We start from the raw sequence: 12,590 nt of genomic DNA, 5'->3' as shown, positions 1-12,590 counted from the left end.
GCACATTCTGCTCATTGTCTTAATGCCTAGTTATTTAAGGCTAATTTAAGATTATCTCTTTTTACAGCATACGAATTTTCGCCTAAATTTACTTTTTGTGGCTCTCCATAATACGTTATAGACGAGCTGTTGTCTGTATTTGCAATAATAGATTCTTCACTGTTTACAAATGCTGCCGATGCATTTGTGGCCTTTACGTCGGCATTTTTGCTTATAAATCTTCCGGCCAGGAAAGTTCCGCTGTTGCATATAACGGTTGATGCAGTAGCATGCCCCGTTATTTTTACGCTGGCTCCTGATGTGATCTTTGTGTCAAATATTTCCGTCTTTATTATTCCTCTCATTACACCGCCGGATGAAGCTCTTACCGTACATTTTTCTTTACATGCAGCTTCACCCGAAAAAGCGGCTCCTGAAGCCAGTTTAATCGTAAGCTCATTTACAGTAAGCTTTCCGTCAACTTTAATTAGGGCGCCGCCTTCTGCTTTAAAGCTTGCAACATTTTCAGCTGTTACAAATACCTTAGCGGTTCCCTGCATTGGTTTATTATTCACCGGCTCTCTAAGGTATATTTTAAGAGTGCCGTTTTTTACTTCGGTGGCAATTTCATTCAGGTTATCCCTGCTGTCAGATTCCACTTTAATAGAAGTATCATTGCCCTGGGTAAATACTACCTCTATACCATTCTTTACTTCAAGGGCATTAAATGCCGATGATTGCCTTGTTTCACTTTTTTGTGCCTTTGCGCCTGAACCTGATAATAGTATAAGTGCTGTAATTGCTAATTGTTTCATAACTGTTCGTTTTTTTTGATTTGATTGATGATTGAACTCTGATGATTTTGCCTTGATGAGGGGCATTTGATTTGATGATGATTGAACTCCTTTTGTATTATCTGTTTCTGTTTTGTAATAGTTTTATTTGTTGCAGTACTTCCTGCATTGTCTTTTTCGAAATTTCGCTATCGTATAAAACTTATGGTTAGCGGATAATTATATTTTTCTCCTTTGCTGTTTTTTACCGATGCATAAATTATCAAAACAAACTCGGCTACTTTAAGGGCTACTGCAATACAGCAAGCAACTATGCCTATCATAACCAGCCATGTTATTTTTCCCATTGAGAAATCTTCAATTAAAAAGTCACCACCGTATCTCATTTTAAAATCGATGTTGTCCATCAGGGTATAGATGAAAATTAAAACACCAGTTATGATCAAAACGAAAGAATATAAGAACAGGCTTAACTGGAAATTAATTGCCTGTTTACCATTATAATCTATAAATTCTGAATCATTTCTTTTCAAGCTCCATAGCAAAGCGGGGAATATAAGGTTACCAAATGGAAAAACATACTGAGTCAATGCGCTCAATTGTAGTAAGGTAGCTAAGTTTTTGTTGGTTGTGGTTTCCATAGTAGATGCTTATATCAGTTAATATTCTATGCAAATATATGTCTATTGGAAGGTATTGTGCAATACAAAGTACTAATATTTAACATAATTTTAACATTTTAAAGTTAGAGTAATTATCTGTATTTTAGCTGAAAATCAGATATACAATGGAATTTACACCAGCCAAACTAAATAGTTTTTTATTTTTCAAACTGCCTTCAGCTTTTTGGAGCGGAGTTAGGGTAAAGTCTATTTTACCTCAATCCTGCACGGTTACCGTAAAGCACAGATGGTTCAACCAGAACCCATTTAACTCAATGTATTTTGCAGTCCAGGCCATGGCGGCTGAACTTACTACGGGAGCACTTGTAATGTACCAGATTAAAAACAGTGGTAAAAAAATATCTATGCTGGTGGCCAATAATAAAGGTAACTTCACTAAAAAAGCTAAAGGCAGGATCACCTTTGTTTGTAATGACGGCCATCTTATAGAGGAGACTATAAAGGTTGCAGTAGCAACAGGCGAGGGGCAAACCTTATGGATGAAGTCCATCGGTATAGACGAAAAGGGCGATCAGGTATCGCACATGGAGTTTGAATGGAGTATTAAAGTGAAGCTATAAAATCTAAATATTTAGTTAAACAAGTTATTTTTAACAATGTCAGCAGTTACATTTGAGGAATAAATAAAGAGATATGAAAGTATTAATTACTGGGGCAACGGGTCTTGTAGGGTCTGAACTTGTATCGCTGCTGCTCAAAAATGGTGTTCATATCCATTACCTTACCACTTCAAAAGATAAACTGCAGGACGAACTTAATTATAAAGGATTTTTTTGGAATCCCGAAAAAGGTATTATTGATGAAAGCTGTATTGATGGTGTAGATGCAATACTCCACCTTGCGGGCGCGTCTATAGCTAAAAGATGGACAGAATCGTATAAACAGCAAATACTGGAAAGCCGCGTACTCTCTACAACGGTACTGTATGGGCTGCTAAAAAACAGGTCTAACAACGTTCATCATTTCATATCCGCTTCTGCTACCGGTATATATCCAAGCAGTTTGGAAAAAGTGTATTCTGAAGACGATACTGATTTTGATAATTCTTTCCTTAGTCACGTTGTACAACGCTGGGAATCGGCTGTAGACAGAATAAAACAACTGAACATAAGAGTATCTAAGGTGCGTACCGGACTTGTATTGTCAAGAAAAAGCGGTGTGCTGAAAGAAATTGCTGCTCCTGCGCGATTTGGGTTTGCAGCAGCTTTTGGCAGCGGAAAACAAATGCAGTCCTGGGTACACATTGATGACCTTTCCGGTATCTACCATTATATACTTAATAATGAATTAGAAGGAATTTATAATGCCGTGGCACCTTTTCCTGTAGATAATAATAAATTGACAAAACAGGTTGCGAAAGCGCTGGATAAACCTTATTTTATGCCTAATATCCCAAAATTTGCTATGGAAGCAGTGTTGGGTGAAATGCATACCCTTCTTTTTGACAGCCAGAATGTCAGTGCAAAGAAAATTATTGGCGAAGGCTATCAGTTTAAATACCTTTCCCTTGAAAAGGCACTAAAGGCGGAATTAGCATAATCGGTAGTTATAGAATTGATTTTATCAAAATAGCTTTGCATACATTTAGGTTGCAAAGCTTTTTCATTTTCTACGACTTCGTAAATATTAGCAGTTGCAGCATTTATGGTTGACAGGTGCTTGGCATTTATCTAACATATCTGCAATAAATAGAAAAATGCAATGACAATTTGACATTTTACTGGTTTTGGCAATACTTTTGCAATTCGCTAAAGCGAACGAAAACAAAATAATGTTTAAGAAATTATTTAAGAATAAGAATATGAACCAGGAGAATTCTGAAAGCGTAGAAAAAGACTTAATAAACGATGAAATAGTAAATGAAACTGAAGCTGCTGCACCTGCAGAGGGCGTGGAATCAGCTGAAGAACTTACTGTAGAAGAAAAGCTTGGTGAAGAACTGGCTAAAGAGAAAGATAAGTTTTTACGACTGTTTGCTGAATTTGAAAACTACAAAAAAAGGACTTCTAAAGAAAGAATTGATCTTTTTAAAACAGCAAACCAGGAGGTGCTTCAGGCGCTTTTACCTGTTCTTGACGATTTTGACAGGGCTATGGTACAAATATCAAAATCTGAAGATGAGGTTTTGCTTAAAGGAGTGGAACTTATACATACTAAACTTAAAGATACATTAGTATCTAAAGGACTTGAACAGGTTGAACTAAAGGCAGGTGATGCATTTGATGCAGATTTTGCTGAAGCCATTACACAAATACCTGCACCAACTGCAGACCTTAAAGGTAAAATTGTAGATGTGGTAGAGAAGGGGTACAAACTGGGTGATAAAATTATCCGTTTCCCTAAAGTTGTTCTTGGTAATTAATTTTAACCTGTAAGCATTACAGCAAAATGAAAAAAGATTTTTACGAAATATTAGGTATCGACAGAAACGCAACTGCGGAGCAGATAAAAAAGGCTTACCGCAAAAAAGCTATTGAATACCACCCTGACAAGAATCCGGGAGATAAGGAAGCCGAAGAGAAATTTAAGGCTGCTGCCGAGGCGTATGAGATATTAAGCGACGCTGATAAAAAAGCACGCTATGATCAGTACGGTTCTGCTGCATTTGATGGCTCAGGAGGCTTTAGCGGCGGTGGCGGAATGAACATGGATGATATCTTTAGCCAGTTTGGCGATATCTTCGGTGGTGGAGGCTTTGGTGGTTTCGGAGGCTTTGGCGGCGGAGGCGGCCAGCGCAGGATGAAAGGCAGCAACCTTCGTATAAAAGTTAAGCTTACTCTCGAAGAGGTAGCTAACGGAGTTGAGAAAAAAGTAAAGGTAAAAAGAAAGGTTCAGGCAAAAGGCGTTTCTTTTAAAACCTGTCCTACCTGTAATGGTGCCGGCCAGGTAATGAAGGTAACCAACACAATTTTAGGAAGGATGCAGACTGCTGCTACCTGCCATACTTGTGGCGGTACAGGCCAGATCATTGAATCTAAACCTAACCATGCCGATGCACAGGGAATGGTAATGGAAGATGAAACGGTATCTATCAAAATTCCACCGGGAGTTGTAGATGGTATGCAGTTAAAAGTTAGTGGTAAGGGCAACGATGCGCCTGGTAACAACAGTGTGCCGGGAGATCTTATTGTTGCTATTGAAGAAGTTGAACACGAAACACTTAAGCGTGAAGGGGAAAACCTGCACCTTGACCTCTATATCAGTTTTGCAGAAGCAGCGCTTGGGACGTCTAAAGATATTGAGACGGTAAGTGGTAAAGCAAGGATAAAACTTGAAGAGGGTATCCAGTCAGGTAAAATTTTGAGGCTTAAAGGTAAAGGTGTGCCGAGTATAAACAGCTATGGCAGCGGTGACTTGCTGGTGCATGTAAATGTTTGGACTCCAAAGACTTTAAGTAAAGAACAACGTCAGTTTTTTGAAAAATCTCTTACAGACGAGAACTTTATTCCGCACCCTGAAAAGTCGGATAAATCTTTTTTTGAAAAAGTTAAAGATATGTTTTCATAATTTAAGATAAATTTATATATTTGGAATTCACTATTCAATTAGTGAATTTTTCTTTTTCATAGCAATTTTTCCCATCCTTGTGCAAATAAGGGTGGGTTTTTGCTTTACAGGGGTTTCAGAATGCATTTTATAGTGCTGAAAGTGTAGTATAAGTTATATTATCTTCATCTTATTCTTTACTTTTACATTCTCAATCAAATTCTGAATGGAACCAATTCTTGAAGTAAAAAATGTTGTTAAGCAATACGGCGATTACACTGCTCTTAACAGCGTTTCACTACAGGTGCCGAGAGGCAGCATCTACGGCCTTTTAGGTCCTAATGGAGCGGGAAAAACATCCCTTATCCGAATAATCAACCAGATAACAATGCCAGATAGCGGCGAGGTTTTTCTTGACGGCGAAAAGCTCAACCCTTCTCATGTAAGCAATATTGGGTATATGCCCGAAGAAAGAGGGCTTTATAAAAGCATGAAAGTAGGTGAGCAGGCATTATACCTTGCTCAGCTTAAAGGCCTTTCTAAAAAGGAGGCAAAAGCGCAACTTGACTACTGGTTCCAAAAACTGGAGATAACCGGATGGTGGAATAAAAAAATTCAGGAACTGTCTAAAGGTATGGCACAAAAAATACAGTTTGTGGTTACGGTACTGCACCAGCCCAAGCTGCTTATTTTTGATGAGCCTTTCAGCGGTTTTGACCCGGTAAATGCCAACCTTATAAAAGACGAGATACTTGCGCTTAGAGATAAGGGCACAACCATAATTTTTTCTACCCACAGGATGGAAAGCGTTGAGGAGATGTGCGACCATATCGCGCTTATACATCAATCAAACAAGCTTATAGAGGGACCGCTTCATGAAGTGAAGAAGCAATACCGTACCAATACATTTGAAGTGGGTATCCTGGGGACCAATAATCACCAGATAACAGGAGAGCTTGGACAAAAATACCAGGTTGCTGCCGCAAACTTTAAAACGCTTGATGACGAACTTAAACTGCAGGTAACACTGCCGGAAGGAACATCTTCGCGACAGCTGCTTAATGACCTTATCCAAAAAGGTGACGTGACCTATTTCGTAGAAAAGATACCAAGTGTGAACGATATATTTATTCAAACCGTAAGTAAGAAGTAATGAGCAGCCTATCCTTAATCATAAAAAGAGAATTTACTGCCAAGGTGCGTAATAAATCTTTTATCGTAATGACATTTTTGAGTCCGTTGCTTGTTGTGGCGATGGGCGCGCTGATAGGTTATCTTGCTAGCCTTAATGGCAGCGAAAAGGTAAAGATTGCTATCTACGATCCGTCTGCGGTACTGAAAGAAGAATTTAAAAGTACAGATAAGACCGAATATACTGATCTGTCAGGATTATCATTGACGGCAGCTAAAGAAAAGGCTTCGGTAGATTATGAAGGGCTTATCTACGTCCCAAAGGTAGACAGTCTTAGGCAGTTGGCAACCAAAGTTGAATACCTTTCTAACGAATCGCCAAACCTTGACTTTGTTTCTGGTATCGAAGATGTAATCAACGAAAAGCTGACTAAAAACAACCTTAAGACACTTGGTTTTGACTACGACAAAATAGAAAAAGCAAAAACCGACGCTTCAGTTCACCTGAGTAAATTTTCGGGCGAAGAAACCTTTAAAGAAGCAAGCATCATTAAGATTGTTATCGGCGGGCTGTCAGGTTATCTTATTATGATGTTTGTCATTATCTATGGCAACATGGTAATGCGAAGCGTTATCGAAGAAAAAACAAACCGTATCATCGAAATCATTATTTCATCGGTTAAGCCATTCCAGCTTATGATGGGTAAAATTATAGGTACATCGCTGGCAGGTATACTTCAGTTTATTATTTGGTCTATACTTGGATTAGGTTTATTCTTTGTATTGAGTACTATTTTTAATGTAGAAATGGGTAGTGCGGCTACTGCTACTCCGCAGGGAGCGCAGGCATCTGCCGAGGCTATGCAGGGGATAAATATTTATCTTAGCGAGCTTTGGAAACTGCCATTGCTAACAATATTTATATCGTTTATCGTATACTTCATAGGAGGATACTTTCTTTACAGCTCATTATATGCTGCAATTGGGGCGGCTGTTGACAGTGAAACCGATTCACAGCAATTCTTACTGCCTATTATCATGCCGTTGATGCTAGGCGTTTACGTAGGCTTCTTTACAGTGATAAGCGATCCTCATGGAACGGTGGCGACTGTTTTCTCCATGATACCCCTTACATCGCCTATTGTTATGCTTATGCGTGTACCATTTGGAGTGCCGCTATGGCAGCTGGCATTATCTGTAGCTATATTATTTGCAACGTTTTTCTTTGTAGTGTGGTTTGCAGCAAAAATATACCGTATAGGTATTTTGATGTATGGCAAAAAACCTACATACAAAGAGATATTTAAGTGGCTTAAGTATTAAGAATCCTATATCCGAAAAAGGGATGTTCTGCAAATGATGTTAAATGTTATTTAGCAGGTTTGTTAACTTTTGATTTAATAGCTACTTTTAAATCAGAAGGCTTAACACTAAAAAAACCACCCGCCGGCAGGCAGGTCTAACAATTAAAAAGAATGTCGAAAATATTAATTATAGAAGACGAAGCTGCCATCCGCAGGGTATTGGGAAAAATACTTTCGGAAGAAAGCGACACATATAAAGTTGAGGAAGCCGAAGACGGTCTTCAGGGACTTGAAAAGATAAAAAACGAAGACTATGACTTAGTGCTTTGCGATATAAAGATGCCCAAAATGGATGGCGTTGAGGTGCTTGAAGCTGTAAAAAAGTTTAAGCCTGAAATTCCGTTTGTAATGATATCTGGGCACGGTGACCTTGAGACCGCCATTACTACGATGCGCCTCGGTGCTTTTGATTATATCTCCAAGCCGCCTGATCTAAACCGCCTGCTCAATACGGTGCGCAATGCATTAGACCGTAAGGTGCTTGTGGTAGAGAACAAGATGCTGAAAAAAAAGGTTAGCAAGAACTACGAAATGGTAGGTGCTAGTGAGCCTATAAACCATATAAAAGAAATTATAGAAAAAGTGGCACCTACAGATGCACGTGTTCTTGTCACTGGTCCTAACGGAACAGGTAAAGAGCTTGTAGCGCACTGGCTGCACGAAAAAAGCGAGCGCTCAGGTGCGGCTTTTATAGAGGTAAATTGTGCTGCTATACCATCTGAACTTATAGAGAGCGAGCTGTTTGGCCACGTGAAAGGCGCATTTACCAGTGCGGTAAAAGACCGTGCCGGTAAATTTGAAGCTGCCGATAAGGGTACAATATTTCTGGATGAAATAGGCGATATGAGCCTCCCGGCGCAAGCCAAGGTACTGCGTGCACTTCAGGAAAACATGATACAGAGGGTGGGAGCCGAAAAAGATATAAAGGTAGACGTGCGTGTTATAGCTGCTACAAATAAAGACCTGAAACACGAAATTGCAGAAGGCCGTTTCCGAGAGGATCTTTACCATCGCCTAGCCGTTATACTGGTAAAAGTGCCGGCGTTGAACGACCGCAGGGATGATATTCCTATGCTGATAAACCACTTTGCCGAGAAAATAGCGGCAGAGCAGGGATCGGCACCTAAAAAGTTTTCGGCAGATGCTATAAAACTTTTGCAGGACTATGACTGGACGGGCAACATACGCGAACTGCGTAATGTGGTTGAACGCCTTATCATATTAGGCGGAAGTGAAATCAGCGAAAGCGATGTAAGGCTTTTTGCAAGCAAGTAATATATCACGATGACAGAATAAAAACCTCAGAAACTCTCTGAGGTTTTTTCTTTTTCTTTTTGCTACTTTTGTGGTCTGCAAATTGAAAGCCTATTCTATTTGTAATTCGTAATTGATAATTCGTAACTAAAGAATGTTTTTAAAGAAAATAAACGAAAACCTAAACCGTGCTCTTGAAGAAGCGGGTCTTACTGAGCCTACAGAACTTCAAAAAGAAACCTGGGGAACCATTAAAAGTGGTGCCGACTGCGTATTTTTGGCCGACTCTGAACTGGGTAAAACGACTACCATTGTTATAAACGTAATTCAGCGCCTTGAAAAAGAGTTTGAAGAATCGCCACGTGCCCTGATCTTTGTAAAAGACAAAGCTAAGGTGCTTGAAATGCTTGAGATGTTTAAAAAATATGGTAATCATACAGACCTTAGAGTATATGGTGTTTATGAGCAGGGGGATATAGATTATGATAAAAACCAGATATCTCTGGGCATTGATGTGCTTATAGGTTCTACTAACAGGCTTAACGATATGTTTTCTACAGCCGGGTTTGACGTAAACCAGCTGAAAATGTTTATCGTAGATGATACTGAAGACCAGCTTAAAGTAAGGATGGACACTAAGATCACGAGGATATCTAACAGCATAACCAAAACGCAGCGTTTATTTTTTACCGATGTTATTACTGACAGGGTAGAGGCACTTGCTGACAGGATAATGATTGAGCCTGTTTTCTTTGAGTTTGATGATGAGGGAGAAGACGAAGAATATGAGGAGGAAGAGGGAGAAGAAGAAAACAACAATTAAAACAGAATTATGGCATTAGTAAAAGTATTTTCGGGGAGTGAAATTTTAGCGCAGTCGCTAAAAGTAAGGATTGAAGCGGCGGGAGTTAATGTTATTGTGAAAAACAATATACAATCGTCTAACATGGCCGGTTTTGGATCTTTAGGACAGGCTGTAGAGGTTTTTATTGAAGATAAAGACAAAGAGAAAGCTGCCCAGGCTATCGAAGATTTTAAAATGGGGAACTAATTGACGGAATGAATTCGTTCAGAATATACAATAAAGGTGTACGTTCGTTTTTCTTTCGTAAAAGAGTTGAAAGCCATGCAGATGGAAATATTACTTTTTCTACTGAAAGTATAACAGTTAAAGATGAAACTTTTACTATTGATACCGTCAACACTATATATTTTTCCAGTTTTGATGATTTCAACGGCAGGATGATAAACCATGCTGAAAACAAATTATCAGATGGAGTTAATAATAAAGTAGAGCTTCATCTTAGTAGCGGTCAAAAAATAACCTGTAATTTCCAGCTTACACAGCGTTACCAGATACGTGACTTACGCGAGCAGTTGATACATTATCATCTGGCAGGAAAACTTGACTTTCTTAATCTTACCGCTATTCTTGGCATAGAAGAGTATAATGCCATCAAGAATTTTAGACAGACATTAGCGTCTTATGGAAAATAACACAAATACATTCCGTACAAAATTTGGCTATTGCCATATATTGGCAGACAGGATAGTACTAAACACCAGCCATAATCCTGATATTGTAGGTAAAGCGGTGCATAACAGCAGTATAATGAGAACACTTATCATGTATGGGCTTTTATCTTTATGCCTGATTTATCAGGCTTATGTAAGTCTTATAGATGATTCTGTGTTTTTCGGAACGTTTTTTGGAGCAGGAGGCCTGTTGTTATTATACGCTATCTTTACCAGTTTTACCATCTCTACAAACCCGGTTATAGAAAGAGTTGCGATTGAAAAAGTAGAATACACTAAAACTATACCGGGTATTACACGGTCTCGGTTTGTTGTGTTCTTTAAGGAAAATGGCAGGCGAAAGAAAAGGATGATAATGCTTCCGGGAACAATGGCAGGTGGAGCACACGAATCGGAAAAGGCACTCAAGATCATGAGGCGTGAAGGGCTGATCGCAAAATAAATTATATCAAAGCTATTGTTAATCAGTAGCTTTTCTTTTTATATATTAGGATCAATAAATAATCCAGAAAATGGTTAAAAGCCTAAAATTTATAATGATAAGCATTCTTTGTTTCTTCGGGGTATCGTACCTTCTTATAGTGGCATATCTCTATTTTAACCAGGAGGGAATGATATTTCAGCCCGAGGTTTTGGTAAAAGATTACAAATTTTCTTTTTCGGGTAGGTTTGAAGAAGTTATGATTCAGGTGGAGGATAATGTAAGTTTGAATGGTGTACTATTTAAATCTGAAAGAACTAAAGGTCTTGTGTTCTACCTGCATGGTAATGGAGGATCGCTCAAAGGATGGGGCGATATCGCAAAGACTTATACCGATATGGGCTACGATATCTTTATACTCGATTACAGGGGTTATGGCAAAAGCGGCGGAAAAATAATAAGTGAAAGTCAGTTCTTTGATGATGTAAAAAAAGCCTACGCCTTTCTCTTAAAGTCTTATTCTGAGGATACAGTTATTATAACAGTTTACTCTATTGGTACGGGTCCGGCCACTATGCTGGCATCTGTAAACCATCCTAAAGCGTTAGTGTTGCAGGCTCCTTATTATAGTCTAAAGGAAACCGTGAGCACAATCGTACCCTTCGTACCCGGTTTTATTAAAAAGTACAAATTGAAACTTATAAATATCTGCGCAATGTAAAAGCACCAGTTTGTATTTTTCATGGCACGGAAGATAATCTGCTGCCATATAATAACGCTGAAAAACTACTGAGAGAGTTTAAAAAGGGAGATATTTTGATTACGCTTCCCGGACAGGGGCATAACGGGATTAATGACAATGAGCTTTTTAAAATAGAATTTAAAAAGTTTGCCGATGGATTGTAATTAGGACGTTTTCTTTTTCTTAAGAAGGTAACCGATGATAAGCCCAACAACAATCCAAAGCGGAACTCCTAAAAGTATTTTAGTAATCGTAAATCGTTCATGATCAAAAAGAGGAAACAATATCATTGTAATGATATACAGGATACCTCCCCATACTAGACCTGATCTAACCCATTTTTTCATGGTGTAATTTTTTTAATTCTCTTTTTCTTATCCAGAAATAGCCTAAACTAAAAGCAAGAGCAGCTGAGATACAAAGAGCTATTGTAATATTCTTTACGTTAAATTCGCTTCGGTCTGCATAAGGGATTATTATACCCGATATCAGTGTATTATATAGTGTCCAGCCTATGCTCTGCTTAACCCACTTTTTCATCCTGCAATTTTTTTGGATGTCTTCCCAACATAAAGTAACCCCAAAGCAGTCCGGATAGCATAAAGACCGGAATACCTGTTAGCAGCTTTATTGTAGAAAAGGTTCCGTCTATTAACGGGAACAATACCGTAATAATTACAGCCATCAACGTTCCCTGAATTAATCCATATTTAATCCATCTTTTCATCTGTAACCTTACTTAGATGTTTCTATCTGTTTCTTAGGCCCTTTCTTCCTTGATACATATCCAAATATAAGCCCGAAAATCAGCCATACAGGTATGCTGACAAGTGCTTTAAGCGGAATTATTTTGGTGCCATCTATCAATGGAAAAATAACATTTATAGCAAAAGCCATAAATATCCCCCAGTATAATCCAAATTTCACCCAGCTTTTCATGTTAGACATCTATCTGTTTTTTTATTTTTTTTCCATTTCTGTTTACATAGCCTACAATTAATCCCGCAATGGTTAACATTACAGCAAAAATAGCAATCTTTAAAGGTGGCTGTTCTTCGGGTACTTCATCAAATCCCAGCCATACCATAAGGTAGGGTGAAACGAAGACCATGAAAACAATCATCCATAGAGCCCATAAGAGCCCAAATTTTACCCATGGTTTCATAAAAAGTCAGCTTTATATTGTTAAGCCAAATATAA

The 12,590-nt window shown here is 38.5% G+C and carries 20 protein-coding genes; 13 read left to right on the top strand and 7 right to left on the bottom strand.

Translation table 11 applies throughout. The features are described from left to right. Positions 1 to 26: 26 nt before the first annotated feature. The gene (locus tag R1T16_RS15535) at positions 27 to 794 is read right to left on the bottom strand and encodes a GIN domain-containing protein (protein ID WP_317502042.1); all 768 of its coding nucleotides are present in this window, start codon (positions 792 to 794) and stop codon (positions 27 to 29) included. Positions 795 to 961: 167 nt separating this feature from the next. Continuing rightward, positions 962 to 1,414: a DUF4870 domain-containing protein gene (locus R1T16_RS15530; RefSeq protein WP_317502041.1), complete on the bottom strand. Its 453-nt coding sequence runs from the start codon at positions 1,412 to 1,414 to the stop codon at positions 962 to 964. A gap of 146 nt (positions 1,415 to 1,560) precedes the next feature. Here R1T16_RS15530 and R1T16_RS15525 point away from each other — a divergent pair, with 146 nt between their 5' ends. The 13 genes from R1T16_RS15525 (at position 1,561) to R1T16_RS15465 (ending at position 11,554) form a co-directional block, all read left to right on the top strand. After that, positions 1,561 to 2,016 carry a DUF4442 domain-containing protein gene (locus R1T16_RS15525; RefSeq protein ID WP_317502040.1) on the top strand — a complete coding sequence of 152 codons (456 nt, stop codon included), beginning with the start codon at positions 1,561 to 1,563 and terminating at the stop codon, positions 2,014 to 2,016. A gap of 73 nt (positions 2,017 to 2,089) precedes the next feature. Then, positions 2,090 to 2,995: a TIGR01777 family oxidoreductase gene (locus R1T16_RS15520; RefSeq protein WP_317502039.1), complete on the top strand. Its 906-nt coding sequence runs from the start codon at positions 2,090 to 2,092 to the stop codon at positions 2,993 to 2,995. Positions 2,996 to 3,227: 232 nt separating this feature from the next. Further along, positions 3,228 to 3,818 carry a nucleotide exchange factor GrpE gene (locus R1T16_RS15515; protein ID WP_317502038.1) on the top strand — a complete coding sequence of 197 codons (591 nt, stop codon included), beginning with the start codon at positions 3,228 to 3,230 and terminating at the stop codon, positions 3,816 to 3,818. Between the two features lie 26 nt (positions 3,819 to 3,844). Further along, entirely contained in the window at positions 3,845 to 4,963 is a 1,119-nt protein-coding gene (gene dnaJ / locus R1T16_RS15510) for a molecular chaperone DnaJ (protein ID WP_317502037.1), read from the top strand. A 205-nt stretch (positions 4,964 to 5,168) separates the two neighbouring features. Beyond that, positions 5,169 to 6,095, top strand: coding sequence for an ABC transporter ATP-binding protein (locus R1T16_RS15505; protein WP_317502036.1), 927 nt, complete (start codon positions 5,169 to 5,171; stop codon positions 6,093 to 6,095). Beyond that, a complete protein-coding gene (locus R1T16_RS15500; RefSeq protein ID WP_317502035.1) occupies positions 6,095 to 7,396 on the top strand; it encodes an ABC transporter permease in 1,302 nt (433 codons plus the stop codon). Before R1T16_RS15505 ends, R1T16_RS15500 begins: the two co-directional genes overlap by 1 nt. Positions 7,397 to 7,548: 152 nt before the next feature. After that, positions 7,549 to 8,712, top strand: a complete 1,164-nt coding sequence (locus R1T16_RS15495; RefSeq protein ID WP_317502034.1) for a sigma-54 dependent transcriptional regulator — start codon at positions 7,549 to 7,551, stop codon at positions 8,710 to 8,712. A gap of 133 nt (positions 8,713 to 8,845) precedes the next feature. After that, a complete protein-coding gene (locus R1T16_RS15490) occupies positions 8,846 to 9,514 on the top strand; it encodes a DEAD/DEAH box helicase (RefSeq protein WP_317502033.1) in 669 nt (222 codons plus the stop codon). Between the two features lie 9 nt (positions 9,515 to 9,523). Further along, positions 9,524 to 9,742 (top strand): putative signal transducing protein, encoded by a 219-nt coding sequence (locus R1T16_RS15485; RefSeq protein WP_317502032.1) that lies wholly within the window; start codon positions 9,524 to 9,526, stop codon positions 9,740 to 9,742. Positions 9,743 to 9,750: 8 nt separating this feature from the next. Beyond that, on the top strand, positions 9,751 to 10,188 hold the full coding sequence (locus tag R1T16_RS15480; RefSeq protein WP_317502031.1) for a hypothetical protein: 438 nt from the start codon (positions 9,751 to 9,753) through the stop codon (positions 10,186 to 10,188). Beyond that, entirely contained in the window at positions 10,178 to 10,669 is a 492-nt protein-coding gene (locus R1T16_RS15475) for a phosphoribosylaminoimidazolesuccinocarboxamide synthase (protein ID WP_317502030.1), read from the top strand. The genes R1T16_RS15480 and R1T16_RS15475 overlap by 11 nt, the downstream gene beginning before the upstream one ends. A gap of 94 nt (positions 10,670 to 10,763) precedes the next feature. After that, on the top strand, positions 10,764 to 11,369 hold the full coding sequence (locus R1T16_RS15470; protein ID WP_317502029.1) for an alpha/beta hydrolase: 606 nt from the start codon (positions 10,764 to 10,766) through the stop codon (positions 11,367 to 11,369). Beyond that, positions 11,339 to 11,554: an alpha/beta hydrolase family protein gene (locus R1T16_RS15465; RefSeq protein ID WP_317502125.1), complete on the top strand. Its 216-nt coding sequence runs from the start codon at positions 11,339 to 11,341 to the stop codon at positions 11,552 to 11,554. The genes R1T16_RS15470 and R1T16_RS15465 overlap by 31 nt, the downstream gene beginning before the upstream one ends. On the opposite strand, the gene R1T16_RS15460 is transcribed toward R1T16_RS15465, so the two are convergent. Genes R1T16_RS15460 through R1T16_RS15440 form a run of 5 tightly spaced genes read right to left on the bottom strand, consistent with a single transcriptional unit; the run spans position 11,555 to position 12,555 of the window. After that, the gene (locus R1T16_RS15460) at positions 11,555 to 11,737 is read right to left on the bottom strand and encodes a hypothetical protein (RefSeq protein ID WP_317502028.1); all 183 of its coding nucleotides are present in this window, start codon (positions 11,735 to 11,737) and stop codon (positions 11,555 to 11,557) included. Next, positions 11,721 to 11,930, bottom strand: a complete 210-nt coding sequence (locus R1T16_RS15455; protein ID WP_317502027.1) for a hypothetical protein — start codon at positions 11,928 to 11,930, stop codon at positions 11,721 to 11,723. Before R1T16_RS15455 ends, R1T16_RS15460 begins: the two co-directional genes overlap by 17 nt. After that, positions 11,914 to 12,117, bottom strand: coding sequence for a hypothetical protein (locus tag R1T16_RS15450; RefSeq protein ID WP_317502026.1), 204 nt, complete (start codon positions 12,115 to 12,117; stop codon positions 11,914 to 11,916). The genes R1T16_RS15455 and R1T16_RS15450 overlap by 17 nt, the downstream gene beginning before the upstream one ends. Before the next feature lie 8 nt (positions 12,118 to 12,125). Next, a complete protein-coding gene (locus R1T16_RS15445; protein ID WP_317502025.1) occupies positions 12,126 to 12,338 on the bottom strand; it encodes a hypothetical protein in 213 nt (70 codons plus the stop codon). Beyond that, positions 12,331 to 12,555: a hypothetical protein gene (locus R1T16_RS15440; protein ID WP_317502024.1), complete on the bottom strand. Its 225-nt coding sequence runs from the start codon at positions 12,553 to 12,555 to the stop codon at positions 12,331 to 12,333. The genes R1T16_RS15445 and R1T16_RS15440 overlap by 8 nt, the downstream gene beginning before the upstream one ends. Positions 12,556 to 12,590: the final 35 nt, after the last annotated feature.

Source organism: Flavobacterium sp. DG1-102-2 (assembly GCF_033042555.1).
Taxonomy (GTDB): domain Bacteria; phylum Bacteroidota; class Bacteroidia; order Flavobacteriales; family Flavobacteriaceae; genus Flavobacterium.
The sequence above is the reverse complement of the archived record's forward strand: the minus strand, read 5'-3'. Positions and strand labels throughout refer to the sequence as shown.